Source organism: Streptomyces sp. E-08, assembly GCF_049913095.1.
Lineage (GTDB): Bacteria > Actinomycetota > Actinomycetes > Streptomycetales > Streptomycetaceae > Streptomyces.
Map to the genome: position 1 here is coordinate 876,850 of NZ_CP183971.1, position 15,100 is coordinate 891,949.

Sequence of the window (15,100 nt, forward strand, 5' to 3'; positions counted from 1 at the left end):
TGCGGGATCGCTCCTCTTCCTGCGCACGCAGAAAGGATGCCTGACGCATGGTCACCTCGGTGCCTGATGACGTCCCCGATGTCCTCGCCCCGGCGCGACTCGGCCCGCTGACGCTGCGCAACCGCATCGTCAAAGCGGCGACCTTCGAGGGTGCCACCCCGGACGCGCTGGTCACCGACCAGCTGATCGAGTACCACCGCAGACCCGCGGCCGGCGGGGTGGGCCTGACCACCGTCGCCTATCTGGCAGTGGCCCCCGAGGGCCGCACCGAACGCCGCCAGATCTGGATGCGCCCCGAAGCCGTCCCCGGACTGCGCCGCCTGACAGACGCCGTACACGCCGAAGGCGCCGCGGTGTCGGCCCAGGTCGGCCACGCCGGACCGGTCGCGAACGCCGCTTCCAACCGCAGGCCGGCGCTCGCCCCCTCCCGCCGGTTCAGTCCCCTCGGCATGAGGACGACCAAGGCCGCCACCGAGGCCGACATCGCCCGGATCACCGAGGCGCACGGCGAGGCCGCGAAGCTCGCCGTCGAGTCCGGATTCGACGCCGTGGAGATCCATCTCGGGCACAACTACTTCGCCAGCGCGTTCCTCAGCCCGAAGCTCAACCGGCGCCGGGACCGGTACGGCGGCAGTCTCGCCAACCGGGCCGCGATCGCCCGCGCGGCCGCCCGCGCCGTGCGCGACGCGGTCGGAGACCGGATCGCCGTCACCGCCAAGCTGAACATGGACGACGGCGTTCCCGGAGGCATCTGGCTGGACGAGAGTCTGCAGCTCGCACGGTGGCTCCAGGAGGACGGAACGGTCGACGCGCTGGAGCTCACCGCGGGCAGCTCCCTGCTCAACCCGATGTACCTCTTCCGCGGCAAGGCGCCCCTACGCCAGTTCGCCGCCACTTTCCCTCAGCCCCAGCGGCTCGGCGTGCGGGCGTTCGGCGGGCGCTTCCTGATCGAGTACCCCTATCAGGAGGCCTACCTGCTGGAGTCGGCCCGCCAGTTCCGCGCCGCGGTGGACCTGCAACTGATCCTGCTCGGCGGCATCGCCGATCTCGCCACCGCACGGCGGGCCATGGCCGAAGGCTTCGACTTCGTGGCCATGGGCCGTGCTCTGCTGCGCGAGCCCGACCTGGTCAACCGCTACGCGGCCGGAACCAGCAGCACGTCCCTGTGCATCCACTGCAACCGCTGCATGCCCACCATCTACAGCGGCACTCGCTGCGTCCTCGTCGACCCGGCACCGCTCCGCGTCGCGCCACCCGACCGCGACGCCTGACGATCCGTCGGCGAAGTCAGCAAATGGTCAGCAGCGGGTGGCCTCCCCCGCGCACGGCAACCAGCGCGCGGCCCGGGACGCGGGGCGCCGTCCGGAGTTCCCCGACCCGGACCACCGCCGAGCCGGCGGTCCGGGTCCTGCCGGGAGGCGGGACGGCTCCCCTGGGCGGCGGGGCGGTCCTTCCGAGGCGTAGGACGTGCGCCACACCGGCTTGACGTGCACACGAGCTGCACTTAGCTTCGCCTTACCTTACTTACGTCGCTCATACGTCCGGAAGATCACCGCATGTCCAGAACCGCGCAGGAGCTCACCCCTTCCTGGCTCCTCACCGTCCTCGGGCTCGCCTCCACCGCCGGGATCGCGGCGGCCTGCTGGACCGCGGGCCACGTCCACGCCGACGCCTCCCTGCTGACGGTGGCGCGCTTCCTGCACGTCGCCTTCCTCGTCGTCGGGCTCGGCTCGGTCCTGGCCGTCGACTGGTTCGCGGTGCTCTGGCTGACGGGGAAGCGGCCCCTCGCCGGCGTCCTCGACACGGCCGTCGCCCTCCAGACGCCGATCTGGGCCGGTCTCGGCGGACTCGTCGTCTCCGGACTCTTCCTCCGCCCCGACCTCCACTCCCCGCTGACCCTGGTCAAGCTGGGACTCGTCCTCGCCGTCACCCTCAACGGCCTCTGGGCCCACCGGCTCGGCCAGCTCCTGGAGACCCACCGCGACGGCACCGTCCCACGGCGCCTGCTCGTCCGCTCGGGACTGGCCGCGACCGTGAGCCAGACCGGCTGGTGGGGCGCCTGCCTCATCGGCTTCGTCAACAGCCAGGGGGCGTGACCCCGGTCCGCCGTTCCGACCGGCTCTCGGGCCCCGGCCCCACCCCCGTTTTGGTTTGTCGCACGATCATCAATACGATCCGGCGATGATCACGAGAAAACGGCTGGCGACCGGGGCCTGCGCGCTGCTCGCCGCCCTGAGCGTCGCGCTCCTGCCGACGGGCGCGGCCGCCGACGAGCCCGCGGCGAAGGAATCCCCCAAGGTCGAGCTGGTCCTCGACGTCAGCGGCTCCATGCGGGCCAAGGACATCGACGGCAAGTCCCGCATGAGCGCCGCCAAGCAGGCCTTCAACGAGGTCCTCGACGCGGTGCCCGAGGAGGTCCGGCTCGGCATCCGCACCCTCGGCGCCGACTACCCCGGCAACGACCGCAAGCGCGGCTGCAAGGACACCCGCTCGCTGTACCCGGTCGGGCCGCTCGACCGGACCGAGGCCAAGACCGCCGTCGCCACGCTCGCCCCGACCGGCTGGACGCCGATCGGCCCGGCGCTGCTGGGCGCGGCCGGCGACCTCGGCAAGGACGGGGCGACCAAGCGGATCGTCCTCATCACCGACGGCGAGGACACCTGCGACGTCGACCCGTGCCAGATCGCCCGCCAGATCGCAGCCGAGGGCATCCACCTCGTGATCGACACCCTGGGCCTCGTGCCGGACGCCAAGACCCGGCAGCAGCTCACCTGCATCGCGGAGGCCACCGGAGGCACGTACACCTCCGTCCACCGCACCGAGGAACTCTCCCGCCGGGTACGGCAGCTGGTCGACCGCGCCGCCGACCCCGTGGTGGTCCCCGTCGACACGAAGGGGGCGGCACGCTGTGCCGACGCTCCCCTCCTGAAGCCCGGCCTGTACACGGACCGCGAGTCCTTCGGCGAGCACCGCTCGTACCGGGTGGACCTCCTGCCCGGCCAGGAACTGCGCGCCTCCGTCAGCGTGTCGGCCGACCGCGCCGTCAACGACGACTACGGCGTGCTGCTGCGCGCCGTCACGCTCCACGGCCGGGAGATCGTCCGCGGCTCCGAGGCCGGCGACGGACGCACGGACGTCATCTCGACCGGACTGCGCTACCCGAAGCCGGACCTCGACGACGGCCCCGGAGACGCCAAGCCGGCGGCCGAGACGGTCTGCCTCCAGGTCAGCAACTCCTTCTCCGCGCCCCCGTCGGTCAAGACGACGCCGGGCATGCCGGTCGAGCTGACGGTGGACGTCGTCGACGGCCCCTCGACCGCCTCGGACATCGCCTCCTTCGGTCTCGGCCGCGGCTGGTGGCTGCTCGGCACGCTGGTGCTCGTGGGCTTCCTCGCCGGTCTGCTCTGGGGCTGGCTGTCCCGCTGGCGCTTCGCTGTCTGGAGGACCAACTGATGCGTACCGTACGGATGCTCGCCACGGCCGCGCTCGCCGGCGCCGCCCTGCTCGGTCTCGCGGCCCCGGCCGCCCTGGCCGACTCTCCCAGCGCCTCGGCCTCCCCCTCCGAGGAGGCCGGTCCCACCGAGGCCGGCACCACCTTCCGTACCGCCGCCCGGTTCCTCCCCGGGCAGCAGGCCACGGCCCAGGCCGCCACGGGTGACTACCTGTACTGGGTGTTCCCCGCGGACACCGGCGAGCGGCCGACCGTGAAGGCCACGGTCACGCTGCCCGACGCGGCCCTGCGGCACGGCCCCGCCACCTGGCGGATCGACGTGTACGACGGGCTGCGGCGGCGCCAACCGTGCATGTACGGGATGCAGTCCCGTACGGCGGCGAAGGAGGCCGCGACCGTGGAGCTGGCCTGTGTGCTGCGCCCGGTCCGGTCCTCGGCCGACGCGTGGGCGAACGACCCGCTGCCCGGCAGCTACTACGTCCGGCTGACCGTCACCGGCCTGCCGGAGGAGGACCTCGGCCAGCCGTTCACCGCGCGGATCGGGGCCGACGTCCTCGACAAGGGCGGCGCCTACGCCACGGACGGCTCGCTCGCCGCGCCGCTCGTCCCGGGGGCGACCACCGCCGATCAGGCGAAGGCGGACGAGGACGCGGGCCGGAGCACGGCCGTCGAGGCGGCGGCCCCGGAGGACGGCTGGTCCTCCGGCTGGTGGTCCGACCGCTGGATCTGGACCCTGGCGGGCGGCGTCCTGGCGGCGCTCGCGGGCATCGGCGGCTACGCCCTGACGCGCGGCTCGGGCCGCCCGTCCGGGGTGCCGCCGGCCGTCTGACCTCCCCAGCCCTCGTCCGGTACGTACGGAGGCCCCCACCGCGCGCGGTGGGGGCCTCGGTGCGTCCGGAGGGACAGGCGGGGTTCACCCGCGGACCGGGAAGCCGTGGGCGCGGGCCCCGGTCACGAGGGCGACCACAGGGACGAGCAGCAGGAGGACGCTCCAGGGCAGGGCGCCGGCACCGAGCCCGTCGAGGAGGAGGCCGCCGGCGACGCCACCCGCCGCCATGGCCGCGTTCCAGAGGCTGACCAGCATCGTCTGCGCGGTGTCCGCGTCGTCCCCACCCGCCTCGGCCACGGCCGTCTGCAGGAGGGTGGGCGCGCCGCCCCAGCCGAGGCCCCAGAGGGCGGCGGCGACGAGGACCAGGGCGGTGTTCGCCGCGGGGACGGCGAGCACGGCGGCGGCGACCGCGAAGAGGATCGTTCCGGCGAGGGTCAGGACCCGGAGCCTGCGGTCGATGTGACGGCCCGTGAACCAGATCCCGGCGAGCGAGGCCGCGCCGAAGACCAGCAGCACGAGGCCGGTGGACCCGCCGAGACCCAGGTGGTCCAGGTAGGCGGCGACGTAGGTGTAGAGGACGGTGTGGGCCAGGACGAGGGTGAACGTGACGGCGAGCACCGGGAGGACGCCGGGGACCTTCAGGGTGCGGGCGACCGGGGCGCGCCCGCCGCGCGGCTCGCCCGGCAGGTCGGGGACGGCGAGCGCGATCCAGCCGAGGAGCACGACGGCGATCACGGTCATGGCGGTGAAGGCGGCCCGCCAGCCGACGGCATCGCCGAGGAAGGTACCCGCCGGGACGCCGAGGGAGAGCGCGAGCGGGATGCCCGTCATCGCGACGGCGACGGCGCGGCCCTGGAGGTGCGCCGGGGCCAGGCGGCGCGCGTAGCCCGCGAGCAGGGCCCAGGCGACGCCCGCGGCGACACCGGCGAGGAACCGGGCGCCCATGGTGAGGGCGTACGAGGTGGAGAACGCCGTCACGGTGTTGGCGGCGGCGAAGCCCGCCATGGAGGTGAGCAGCAGGCGCTTGCGGCGCCAGGCGGCGGTGCGGGCGGCGAGCGGGACGGCGGTGAGGGCCGTCCCGAGGGCGTAGCCGGTGACCGACTGGCCCATGGCGGCCTCGCCGACGCCGAGGTCGGCGCTCATCGCGGGCAGGACCCCGGCGGGGAGGGTCTCGGTGAGGCTGGTGACGAAGACGGCGGTGGCGAGGGCGAGCAGTGCCGGAAGGGGCAGCCGGCCGGAGGCGGGGCGGGGTTCGGGGTGCGCGGGCGTGGCGGAACCGGCCGCCACTGTCGTGTCGTGGGTCATGCCCGTATGCTCGAACCATCACATTGATGTGAAGGTCAAGCGATTGCCTGGAGGGGGCTTCCCATGCGGATCGGCGAGCTGTCCGAGCGCACCGGCACACCGCGCAGACTGCTGCGCTACTACGAGGAGCAGGCTCTCATCGTCGCGGACCGGCTGCCGAACGGCTACCGCGTCTACGACGAGTCGAACGTGGACCGGGTGATGCAGATCCGGGGTCTGCTCGACGCCGGTCTGCCGACCCGGATCATCAAGCAGATCCTGCCGTGCCTGAACAAGCCGCGGACGATCCACTTCCCCGACGCGACCCCGGAGATGCTGGCGACCCTGGAGGACGAGCGGGACCGGATGTCCGACCGGATCCGCTGTCTGACCCGGAACCGGGACGCGGTGGCGGAGTATCTCGACGCGGTGCGGGAGAAGTTGGCGGCGGGCCCGTCGGCGTAGCCCGCCGGGGCCGTACGGTCCGGACGGCGTACCGGCCGCCGTGCCGCTCCACCGCGAGGGACAGCCCGAAGCAGGCGCCGAGGAGCTCCCCGGTGAGCACCTCGTCGACGGGCCCGCGCGCGAGGGCCCGGCCCTCGCGCAGGAGCAGGGCGTGGGTCGTGCCCGAGGGCAGCTCCTCCAGGTGATGGGTGACCAGGACCGTGGCGAGGTCCGGGTGTTCCTCCCCGAGGGTGTCCAGGGCGTCGAGGAGCTGCTCGCGGCCCGGCAGGTCGAGTCCGGTGGCGGGCTCGTCGAGCAGCAGGAGCCGGGGCTCGGGCATCAGGGCGCGGGCGATGAGGGCCCGGCCGCGCTCGCCCTGCGAGAGCGTGGGCCAGCGGGCGGTGCTCCGCCCGGCGAGCCCGAGGGTGGCGATCAGGCGGTCGGCCCTCGCCTCCTGCGCGGGGCCGGGGGTCCACCGGGGCGGGCGTTCGACGGAGCCGACGGCTCCGGTGAGGACGACGTCGCGGACGGCGAGGGCGGAGCGCAGCGGGTGGCGCGGGGTGACGTGACCGATGGCCGTGCGCAGGTCGCGCAGGTCCACCCGCCCGAGCCGGCGGCCGAGGACGTCCACCCGGCCGCGCGTCGGATGGGTCTGCGCGCCGAGCAGGCCGAGGAGCGTGGTCTTCCCGGCCCCGTTGGCCCCGAGGAGCGCCCAGTGCTCGCCGGGCCGGACGGTGATCGTGATGTCGCGCAGGAGGGGGTTGCCCTCGCGGACGACGGTGACGCCCTCGGCACGGAGGACGGGCGGCGCGGCGGGGTGCGGAGACGTGCGTACGGGCGTCGGCACGGAACCGGACGGGTACGGGGACGCGGACGGGTACGGGTGCGGGTGCAGGGACGCGGGCGGCTGCGGGGGCCGGCTCATGCCTCGTACGCCCGGTTCACGGCGGAGAGGACGGCCTGCACGGAGGCGGTGAGGACGGAGGTGTCCACGCCCGCACCCCAGGCGGTACGGTCCCCCACCCGGCACTCGGCGTAGGCGGCGGCCTCGCCCGCGCTGCCGGTGGTGACGGCGTGCTCGGCGAAGTCGATCACGTCGACGGCGCCGGGGACTTCGGCGCGCGTGAGGGCGTCGGCCAGGGCGGCGAGCGGCCCGTTTCCCCGGCCCTCAGCCGGTGCGGTGCGGTCGCCGACGCGCAGGACGCACGTGAATCGGTGGACGCCCGCCGCGTCGCGGTCGGTGCTCCAGGATTCCAGGGCGACGGGGCCCTCCCCCCGGCCCGGTGCCAGGTAGGCCGTGCGGAAGAGGGCGTGGAGGTCGTCGGGGGTGGCCTCGCGGCCGCTGTCGTCGGTCACCGCCTGGACGGCGCGGGAGACGTCGGGGCGCATCCGCTCCGGCAGGTCGAGGCCGTGGTGGGTGCGGAGCAGATGGGCGACTCCGCCTTTGCCGGACTGGGAGTTGACCCGGATGACGGCCTCGTAGCCACGGCCGAGGTCGGCGGGGTCGAGGGGCAGGTAGGGCACGTTCCAGGGGGCGAGCTCCGGCGGGATCCCCGCCTCGGCGGCGTCCTTGGCGTGCCGGGCGAGGCCCTTGCTGATGGCGTCCTGGTGGGTGCCGGAGAAGGCCGTGTGGACGAGGTCACCCGCGTAGGGGTGGCGGGGGTGGACGGGGAGCCGGTTGCAGTACTCGACGACGTCGCGGACGGCGTCGATGTCGGAGAGGTCGAGCATGGGGTCGACGCCCTGGGCGTAGAGGTTGAGGGCGAGGGTCACCAGGTCGACGTTGCCGGTGCGTTCGCCGTTGCCGAAGAGGCAGCCCTCGACGCGCTGGGCGCCGGCGAGAACGGCGAGTTCGGCGCAGGCCACGCCGGTGCCGCGGTCGTTGTGGGGGTGGACGGAGAGGATCACGGAGTCGCGGCGGGCGAGGTGGCGGTGCACGTACTCGATCTGGTCGGCGTACACGTTGGGGGTGGCGATCTCGACGGTCGCGGGCAGGTTGTGGGTGACGGGGCGGTCGGGGCTCGCGTCCCAGAGGGCGGTGAGGCCGTCGCAGAGTTCCAGGACGTAGTCCGGTTCCGTCAGGTTGAAGGTCTCCGGGGAGAACTGGAAGCGGATGTCGGCGCCGGGGCGGGCCGCGGCGAGCCGTGCCATGAGCGTGGCGGCCTCGTGGACGGTGCGGCGGACCTCGGCGCGGTCGCGGCCGAGGACGGTCTCGCGCCAGACCGGCGAGGTCGCGATGTAGAGGTGGACGACGGCGCGGGGCAGGCCGTCGACGGCCTCGAAGGTGCGCTCGATCAGTTCGGGCCGGGCGGGGGTGAAGACGACCGGGGTGACGTCCTCGGGGACGGCACCCGAGGCGGCGAGTCCGGCGAGGTGGCGGACGAAGTCGAAGTCGGCGCGGCTGGCGGAGGGGTAGCCGACCTCGATCTCCTTGAAGCCCGTGCGGACGAGCAGGTCGAAGAGGCGGTGCTTGCGGTCGGTGTCCATGGGCTCGGCGAGCGCCTGGTTGCCGTCGCGGAGGTCGACGGGGACCCAGAGCGGGGCGCTCTCCAGGCGCGCGGAGGGCCAGCGGCGGTCGAACTCGGGGACGTGGACGCGCTCCTGGAAGGGGCGGTAGCGGTGGTGGGGCATCGGGCCGGGGCGCTGGGGATTGCGGATCATGGCCGGTACCGTAACCACTCCTCAGCTCCTCAGACAAGTACTCCTCAGACAAGTTCGGGTAGATTCTTCGGCAGCGCCCCCGTGATCCGGGGACGCGCCCGCGGTCCGGACCGGCAGCGAGACTCCGGCCCTCAGAGAAACAGGTGACCCCATGTCGCTCGGTGCCCTGCGCCCCAGCCCCCTGGTCGAACAGGCCGCCGAGCGGCTGCGCGAGCAGATCGTCGGGGGCCACTGGCCGGTCGGCACGAAGCTTCCCGGGGAGACGACGCTCGCCAGGGAACTGGGCGTGGGACGCTCCACGGTCCGCGAGGCGCTGCGCGCCCTGGCGGGCGCGGGGCTCGTCCGGCCCCGGCAGGGCGCGGGCGTCTTCGTGATCGCGACGCGCCCGACGGAGGACTGGCCGGCCCGGCTGCGCCGGGCGGCGGTGACGGACGTGTACGAGGTGCGGATGCTGGTCGAGGTGGAGGCGGCGCGGCTCGCGGCGCGGCGCCGGACCGAGGAGGACGTGACGGCGATGCGGGAGGCGCTGGCCGCGCGCCGGGCGGCGGCCGCGCTCGACGACGCGGGTTTCGTGGACGCCGACATCGCCCTGCACGCGGCGATCGTCGCCTCGTCGCGCAACCCCGTCCTGACCGATCTGTTCGGGGAGTTCGCGCCGGTGCTCCGCGAGGGCCTGATCGAACTGCTCGACCTGCTGGGACTGCGGGGCACCGACCTCCGTCACGGCGAGGACGCCCACGCCGACGTCGTCCGGGCGGTGGAGGCGGGCGACCCGGACGAGGCCGCCCGGCTGACCCGCCAGGAGCTGGAGTCCACGCTGGCCCTGCTGCAGTCGGCCCCGTGAGCGGGCGGCGGCCGCACGGGCCGCCGCTCCTCGTGTCACCCCATCCGGCGGGCGCCCTCCAGGACGGCCTGACGGATGCGGTGGTAGGTGCCGCACCGGCAGATGTTGCGGATGGTGTCGAGGTCGGCCTCGGTGACCTCGTGTCCGGCCTCGCGCGCCCGGCGGACGGTGGCCACGGCGGCCATGATCTGGCCCGGCTGGCAGAAGCCGCACTGGGCGACGTCGAGGTCGAGCCAGGCCTCCTGCATCGGGTGGAGTTCGGCGCCGACGGTGTCCGGGAGTCCCTCGATGGTGGTGATCTCGTCGGTCGGGGCCACGTCGTCGACGCGTACGGCGCAGGGCGTGAACGCCTTGCCGTTGAGGTGGCTCGTACAGGCCCGGCAGACGCCGACCCCGCAGCCGTACTTGGGGCCGGTGACGCCGAGGACGTCCCTGAGGACCCAGAGGAGCCGGACGTCGTCCTCGACGTCGGCGGTGACGGCCTTGCCGTTCAGGATGAAGGTGTGCTGCGGCACGGGGACTCCAGGTCTCAGATGGTGCGGTCGCGGCCGTCGGTGGGCGAGGCCGGGACGGGCGGGACGGTCGGCAGGGGGGTGAAGGCGAGCGGCTCGGCGTGGTTGACGGGGAAGACCGTCGGCATCGTGCCCGTGGCGCGTCCGTAGGCGCAGGCGACGGCCGCCATGGCGCCGGCGACCGCCAGCTCGCCCGCGCCGCCGGGCTTGTCGCCGCTCGGGGGCATCACGATGATCTCCAGCTCGGGCGGGGTGTTCCACTGCCGGGTGTAGAAGTACTGGTCCCAGCTCCCCTCGAGGAAGTGCCCGTCACGCAGGTGCAGTCCGGAGGTCAGGGTGATGGCGATGCCGTCGGCGATGCCCCCCATCATCTGGGCCTCCAGGCCGCGCGGGTTGACCGCGAGGCCGACGTCGACGGCGCAGACCACCTTGGTCACGCGCGGCCCGGTGTACGCGCCCGGGATCTTCCGTCCGGTGGTCTCGGGCCGGCAGTCGATCTCCGCGAGGATCGCCACGGCCGAGTGGTACTCGGTGTGGACTGCGATGCCCTGGCCCGTGCCCGCCGGCATGCTCCGGCCCCACTCCCCCGCCTCGGCGACCTTGTCGAGGACGGCGCGGGCCCGCGCGTCCTTGAGGAGCCGGCGCCGCATCGCGTACCCGTCCTGGCCCGTGCGCTTCGCCAGTTCGTCCATGACGAGTTCCTGGGCGCAGCGGACGTTGGGCGAGTAGATGTTCCGCATGGAACCGGTGTTGAAGCCCTTGTCCGTCTCGGCGAGGAGCTGGGTGGTGACGCCGAGGTGGTAGGGGCTGATCTGGGTGAGCTGGAACATGGTCTCGGAGAAGGTGGCGTCGGCGACGGGCAGCCGGGCCACCTCGGCCGTGAGGACCTCGCCGATGCCGTGTCCGAAGTCGGTGGCGACGGAGGTGTGGCGCTGCTCGTACGTGAGGACCTCGCCGAGCGAGTACGTGGCCCGGACCCGGGAGGTGGACATCGGGTGCGTACGGCCCTGGCGGAAGTCGTCGGTGCGGTGCCACATCAGCTTCACCGGCTTGCCGAGGGCCTTCGAGATCTCCACGGCCTCGTGGGCGGCGTCGGAGAACAGCTTGCGGCCGAAGGAGCCTCCGCCCTCGGTGACGTGGACGCGGACGGCGGTGGGCGGCAGGCCGAGCTTGAGGGCGATCTGCTCCTGGGCGACGACCGGCGCCTTGAGCGAGGCCCAGATCTCCGCGGAGTCCTCGCGCACGTCGGCGATCGCGCAGTTGGTCTCCAGGGCGGCGTTGCTCGCGAAGTGGAAGGTGAAGCGGGCGTCGACCGCCTTGGTGAGGAGCGGCAGCGCGGGGACGACGAGCGGGAGTTCGGCCCGGCGGAGCTTCTCCAGGACCGTGGCGTCGGAGGCGCCCTCGGCGGTGCCGGGGCCCCAGTCGACGCGGAGGGCGCGGACGGCGTCGACGCACTGGCCGAAGGTGCGGCCGCGGACGGCGACGCCGGTGGAGACGGTGACGACGTCGGTGATGCCGGGCATGGCCCGTACCTCGGCGAGGTTCGCGACGGAGCGGACCGTGCCGTTGATGGTGGGGGGACGGCAGACCATGGTGGGCAGGGCGTCCGGGACCTGGAGGTCCATCGCGAACTTCTTGCGCCCGGTGACCGCTTCGAGGGCGTCCACGCGGCGCCGGCCGGTGCCGATGACGCGGAAGCGGTCCGGGTCCTTGAGCGTGACCTCGACGGCGGCGTCGGTGAGGGCGGCGGCCTTCGCGGCCAGTTCTCCGTAGCCGAGGAGCGCGCCGGCCGGGGAGACGACGGCGCCGGCCTTCGTGGTGAGGGTGCCGACGGCGGCGCCGAGGACGAGCGACGCGGCGTGCAGCAGCCTGCCCCGGGCGAGGGCGGCGGCGACCCGGATCGGGGTGTAGGTGGAGTAGGTGGTGTTGGAGCCGCCGGTGAGCTGGTTGAAGAGCAGTTCGGGGCGGGCGTCGGCGAGGGTGACCTTCACCTTGTCCAGGGGCAGGTCGAGTTCCTCCGCGACGATCATGGCGCTGGAGGTGGTGACGCCCTGGCCGACCTCGGCACGGGGCAGCGCGAAGTGGGCGGTGCCGTCGGTTTCGATCCGGATGGTGATGAGGTTGCTGGTGGGCAGGGCGGCCAGCGTGAGCAGCTCGTTGAGGTCGAGGAGTTCGGCCGGGCCCGGCAGCGAGGGGATGAGCGCCGGGACCGCCGCGGCGGCCTGCCGCGGGGCGAGGGCCTCGACGCCGAGCTGGGCGGCGACGGTGAGGGTGGGCGCGGCCAGGACGTACCCGAGGAACCGCCGGCGTCCGATGCCGCCTTCGGCCGGGCGGTCCGGGCTCCCGTCCCCGGTGCCGCTCGTGTGGTCCTCGTCCCGTGCGGGGTGCCGCCTCGCCATTCGGTGTGCCTTTCGCCATGAACCCGGGGTGTTACTCCCGGGTATTCCCAGTGGCGACGATCATCGCTCATGTGCGGGGCGTGCGGGAGCCGTTCGCAGGGGACTTCTTGTGGCGGAGCCCCGCACGGAGACCGTCGCGTCCACGGCCCCGCGGCCGGACGCCGGGGCGGAGCCGGACTCCGGGGCGGAGCCGGGCGCCCGAGCGGAGCTGCGCGCGGGAGATCCGGGCGCGCTGGCCGCCGCCCGCGATCATGGCGTTGACCGAGACCATCGGGTCCCCGCCGACCGACCTGGCGATCAGCGCGCCGAGGACCAGCGGGCCGAGGGCCACCGCGAGGGCGGTACCGGTGGCGGTGACGTGCTGGAGGCGGCGGCTGCGCCGGGCGTCGAAGGTCATGACCCCAGTCCACCAGCGGGCGGCGGCAACCGTATCGGTCGGCGTACTCAGGCGCCCGCACCGCGCTACTCAGATGTGATCACGCACGGGTCTCCGGGGGCTCCCGCACCGGCGCGGAATCGGAGATCCTCGGGGAGAGCGAACGCGCCTGGCGTTCCCGGGGCTGGACGTGGAGGCGGGGCGACCGTGACGACGGAGACGAAACCGGCAGGGGCGGCGTGCGGCGCGCCCGCCGTCCTCGTGGTGCAGCACGAGGAGGACGCCGGGCCCGGCCTCGTCGGGGAGCACCTGACGGGGACCGGTCTCCGCCTCGACGTGATCCGCGCGTGGGAGGGCGAGGCGCTCCCGGAGAACCTCGGCGGCCACGCGGGGCTGCTCGTCCTCGGCGGGTCCGTCAACTGCGAGGAGGACGAGGCCGCGCCCTGGCTGCCCCGGGTCCGCTCGCTCGTCCGCGAGGCCGTGGCCGGGGAGGTGCCGCTGCTCGGGATATGCCTGGGCGGCCAGATCGTCGCCCACGCGCTGGGCGGTTCGGTGGCCCGGCGGGACCGTGGGCCCGAGGTCGGCGCCGTACCGCTGCGCAGGCTGCCGGCGGCCGAGGGCGACCCGGTGCTGGGCGGGGTGCCGGAGGGCGCCCCGGCGGCGCAGTGGCACTGGGACGAGGTGGACCGCCTCCCGGCCGGCGCCGTGCCGCTGCTGACCGGCGACGACTGCCCCCACCAGGCGTTCCGGGTGGGGGCCGCGGGCTGGGCGGTGCAGTTCCATCCGGAGGCGGGCGCGGACACGGTCGCGGCGTGGGCGGCCGTGGACGCCCCGCAGCTGCACACGGCCGGTGTCGACGCCGGGGACACGGTGGCGTCGGTACGGGCGGCGGAGCCGGAACTCCGCGCCGTCTGGGGCGCGGTGTCCGAGGCCTGGGGCGCGGTCGTCCACGCCCACGCGGGCGCGCGCGGCGTCTGAGACGCGTACCCGGCGCGTACGGTACGAGGACACGCACGTGAACGAAGGAGCTTCGCCGCCATGGCCGACTACCGGATCGAGACCGTCCGCACCGGGTACCGGAACTGGACCGCCCGCAACGACCGGGGCGCGGAGGTCCGGATGGCCGCCGCCGACGACGCGGACGCGCAGCCGTCGTTCACCCCGGTCGAGTTGCTGCTGGCGGCGATGGGCGGCTGCGGCGGCCTCGTCGTCGACCGGACGGCCCGGGCGGTGGACCACGACGACCTGCGGATCGTGGTGGAGTCGGTGTCGGGGCCCGAGGACGACGGCCGGGTGGGCCGGATCCGGGTGAGCTACGAGTTCGACCTGCCCGACAACAACCCGAAGGCGGCCGAGGTGTTCGCCCGGGGGGTGCGCCTGACGCACGAGAAGTTCTGCACGGTCAGCCGGACCGTGGAGCACGGCGCGCGCGTGGAGGCGATCCTGCCGGACGGCACGGTCGGCTTCGAGGGCTGACCGGCCGGCGTCCGTCCGCGTCACTCCTCGATCGCGCCGCCGATCCGGCGCAGGTGGCGGCGGAAGGTGTACGAGGGGTCCGCGGCCCGGCCCGCGAGGAAGTCGTCGAACCGGGTCTGGGCGCGCAGGGTCTCCCCCGCCCTGATCCGTCGGGCCTGTTCCCGCTCGGTACGGAAGAGGGCCCGGGCGGTCTCCAGGACGGCGTCCGCGAGGCCGGCCGCCACGAAGACCGCACCGTCGTCGTCGCCGAACACCACGTCGGCGGCGGTCACCCGGTGGTCGCCGAACCGTGCGGCGGTCAGCGCGTCCGCGTCCCGCTCGTCGACGCGCACGGGGCCGGGCGCGTGCCGTCCGTACGAGAAGACGGGCAGGCCGATCTCGACCAGGTCGGGCGTGTCCCGGTGCAGCCCCCAGACGACGACCCCGGTGACGCCCGCCGCCTCGGCCTCCAGGACGGCGAGGTCACCGACACAGGCCTCGTCGCGACGGCCCGCGTTGTCGATGACGAGGACGTCACCGGGCGCGGCGTGCGTGAAGGCCTCCAGGAAGACGTCGACGCTTCCGTAGTGGCGGACCGGCAGCACGCGCCCGGCGACGCGCTGCCCGGCGACGACGGGGAGGATCCCGGCGGGCGCGGCCCGCAGCGGCTCCCCGAGCCGTACGCAGGCGTCGGCGATCAGCGGCGTGGAGAGGTCCTCGAAGTCCTTGAGCATCCGGCGTCTCCGATCGGTCCGTGGCGCGCGCGTGGGCCGCGCCGCATCCGTCCGTGGGCTCCACCGATGCTAGGGGGTGTCGTCACCTTCCCGTCGTCGCCCGAAGGGCGG

14 protein-coding genes and 1 pseudogene are annotated in these 15,100 nt (G+C 74.2%); 8 read left to right on the plus strand and 7 right to left on the minus strand.

Annotated features, from left to right (window positions below):
* Nucleotides 1–47 precede the first annotated feature (47 nt).
* The 4 genes from ACN9MM_RS04155 to ACN9MM_RS04170 all read left to right on the plus strand — a co-directional run bounded on the left by ACN9MM_RS04155 (nt 48) and on the right by ACN9MM_RS04170 (nt 4,280).
* Nucleotides 48–1,271 (plus strand): NADH:flavin oxidoreductase, encoded by a 1,224-nt coding sequence (locus tag ACN9MM_RS04155; protein ID WP_426362338.1) that lies wholly within the window; start codon nt 48–50, stop codon nt 1,269–1,271.
* 285 nt (nt 1,272–1,556) lie between these two features.
* A complete protein-coding gene (locus ACN9MM_RS04160) occupies nt 1,557–2,096 on the plus strand; it encodes a hypothetical protein (protein WP_426362339.1) in 540 nt (179 codons plus the stop codon).
* 85 nt (nt 2,097–2,181) lie between these two features.
* Complete coding sequence (locus tag ACN9MM_RS04165; RefSeq protein ID WP_426362340.1) at nt 2,182–3,453, plus strand: VWA domain-containing protein; 1,272 nt, start codon at nt 2,182–2,184, stop codon at nt 3,451–3,453.
* A complete protein-coding gene (locus ACN9MM_RS04170; protein WP_426362341.1) occupies nt 3,453–4,280 on the plus strand; it encodes a hypothetical protein in 828 nt (275 codons plus the stop codon). Before ACN9MM_RS04165 ends, ACN9MM_RS04170 begins: the two co-directional genes overlap by 1 nt.
* Before the next feature lie 84 nt (nt 4,281–4,364).
* Here ACN9MM_RS04170 and ACN9MM_RS04175 read toward each other — a convergent pair whose 3' ends face one another.
* Nucleotides 4,365–5,585 (minus strand): MFS transporter, encoded by a 1,221-nt coding sequence (locus ACN9MM_RS04175; protein WP_426362342.1) that lies wholly within the window; start codon nt 5,583–5,585, stop codon nt 4,365–4,367.
* A 63-nt stretch (nt 5,586–5,648) separates the two neighbouring features.
* Between ACN9MM_RS04175 and ACN9MM_RS04180 the strand changes: the two genes are divergently transcribed.
* Complete coding sequence (locus ACN9MM_RS04180) at nt 5,649–6,029, plus strand: MerR family transcriptional regulator (RefSeq protein WP_426362343.1); 381 nt, start codon at nt 5,649–5,651, stop codon at nt 6,027–6,029.
* A gap of 1 nt (nt 6,030) precedes the next feature.
* On the opposite strand, the pseudogene ACN9MM_RS04185 reads toward ACN9MM_RS04180, so the two are convergent.
* Nucleotides 6,031–6,855: pseudogene (locus ACN9MM_RS04185) on the minus strand (ABC transporter ATP-binding protein); the annotation flags it as partial.
* 74 nt (nt 6,856–6,929) lie between these two features.
* The gene (gene leuA / locus ACN9MM_RS04190) at nt 6,930–8,669 is read right to left on the minus strand and encodes a 2-isopropylmalate synthase (protein ID WP_426362344.1); all 1,740 of its coding nucleotides are present in this window, start codon (nt 8,667–8,669) and stop codon (nt 6,930–6,932) included.
* A 151-nt stretch (nt 8,670–8,820) separates the two neighbouring features.
* Here leuA and ACN9MM_RS04195 point away from each other — a divergent pair, with 151 nt between their 5' ends.
* On the plus strand, nt 8,821–9,513 hold the full coding sequence (locus tag ACN9MM_RS04195) for a FadR/GntR family transcriptional regulator (protein WP_426362345.1): 693 nt from the start codon (nt 8,821–8,823) through the stop codon (nt 9,511–9,513).
* Between the two features lie 35 nt (nt 9,514–9,548).
* Here the strand turns inward: ACN9MM_RS04195 and ACN9MM_RS04200 are convergent, their stop codons facing one another.
* The 3 genes from ACN9MM_RS04200 to ACN9MM_RS04210 all read right to left on the minus strand — a co-directional run bounded on the left by ACN9MM_RS04200 (nt 9,549) and on the right by ACN9MM_RS04210 (nt 12,821).
* Nucleotides 9,549–10,028: a (2Fe-2S)-binding protein gene (locus ACN9MM_RS04200; RefSeq protein WP_426362346.1), complete on the minus strand. Its 480-nt coding sequence runs from the start codon at nt 10,026–10,028 to the stop codon at nt 9,549–9,551.
* A 14-nt stretch (nt 10,029–10,042) separates the two neighbouring features.
* On the minus strand, nt 10,043–12,424 hold the full coding sequence (locus ACN9MM_RS04205; RefSeq protein WP_426362347.1) for a molybdopterin cofactor-binding domain-containing protein: 2,382 nt from the start codon (nt 12,422–12,424) through the stop codon (nt 10,043–10,045).
* A gap of 67 nt (nt 12,425–12,491) precedes the next feature.
* Nucleotides 12,492–12,821, minus strand: coding sequence for a hypothetical protein (locus ACN9MM_RS04210; protein WP_426362348.1), 330 nt, complete (start codon nt 12,819–12,821; stop codon nt 12,492–12,494).
* A 186-nt stretch (nt 12,822–13,007) separates the two neighbouring features.
* Between ACN9MM_RS04210 and ACN9MM_RS04215 the strand changes: the two genes are divergently transcribed.
* Both ACN9MM_RS04215 and ACN9MM_RS04220 read left to right on the plus strand, forming a co-directional pair.
* Nucleotides 13,008–13,778, plus strand: coding sequence for a type 1 glutamine amidotransferase (locus ACN9MM_RS04215; protein WP_426362349.1), 771 nt, complete (start codon nt 13,008–13,010; stop codon nt 13,776–13,778).
* A gap of 60 nt (nt 13,779–13,838) precedes the next feature.
* Nucleotides 13,839–14,276: an OsmC family protein gene (locus ACN9MM_RS04220; RefSeq protein ID WP_030689015.1), complete on the plus strand. Its 438-nt coding sequence runs from the start codon at nt 13,839–13,841 to the stop codon at nt 14,274–14,276.
* Between the two features lie 20 nt (nt 14,277–14,296).
* Here the strand turns inward: ACN9MM_RS04220 and ACN9MM_RS04225 are convergent, their stop codons facing one another.
* Nucleotides 14,297–14,989, minus strand: coding sequence for an RraA family protein (locus tag ACN9MM_RS04225; protein WP_426362350.1), 693 nt, complete (start codon nt 14,987–14,989; stop codon nt 14,297–14,299).
* Between the last annotated feature and the right edge of the window lie 111 nt (nt 14,990–15,100).

Excerpts from the sequence above, each read along its gene's own strand:
- ACN9MM_RS04180 (WP_426362343.1), top strand. The coding sequence starts at position 5,649 with ATGCGGATCGGCGAGCTGTCCGAGCGCACCGGCACACCGCGCAGACTG.
- ACN9MM_RS04165 (WP_426362340.1), top strand. The coding sequence starts at position 2,182 with ATGATCACGAGAAAACGGCTGGCGACCGGGGCCTGCGCGCTGCTCGCC.
- ACN9MM_RS04195 (WP_426362345.1), top strand. The coding sequence starts at position 8,821 with ATGTCGCTCGGTGCCCTGCGCCCCAGCCCCCTGGTCGAACAGGCCGCC.
- ACN9MM_RS04205 (WP_426362347.1), bottom strand. The coding sequence starts at position 12,424 with ATGGCGAGGCGGCACCCCGCACGGGACGAGGACCACACGAGCGGCACC.
- ACN9MM_RS04170 (WP_426362341.1), top strand. The coding sequence starts at position 3,453 with ATGCGTACCGTACGGATGCTCGCCACGGCCGCGCTCGCCGGCGCCGCC.
- ACN9MM_RS04220 (WP_030689015.1), top strand. The coding sequence starts at position 13,839 with ATGGCCGACTACCGGATCGAGACCGTCCGCACCGGGTACCGGAACTGG.
- ACN9MM_RS04155 (WP_426362338.1), top strand. The coding sequence starts at position 48 with ATGGTCACCTCGGTGCCTGATGACGTCCCCGATGTCCTCGCCCCGGCG.
- leuA (WP_426362344.1), bottom strand. The coding sequence starts at position 8,669 with ATGATCCGCAATCCCCAGCGCCCCGGCCCGATGCCCCACCACCGCTAC.
- ACN9MM_RS04175 (WP_426362342.1), bottom strand. The coding sequence starts at position 5,585 with ATGACCCACGACACGACAGTGGCGGCCGGTTCCGCCACGCCCGCGCAC.
- ACN9MM_RS04225 (WP_426362350.1), bottom strand. The coding sequence starts at position 14,989 with ATGCTCAAGGACTTCGAGGACCTCTCCACGCCGCTGATCGCCGACGCC.
- ACN9MM_RS04210 (WP_426362348.1), bottom strand. The coding sequence starts at position 12,821 with ATGACCTTCGACGCCCGGCGCAGCCGCCGCCTCCAGCACGTCACCGCC.
- ACN9MM_RS04160 (WP_426362339.1), top strand. The coding sequence starts at position 1,557 with ATGTCCAGAACCGCGCAGGAGCTCACCCCTTCCTGGCTCCTCACCGTC.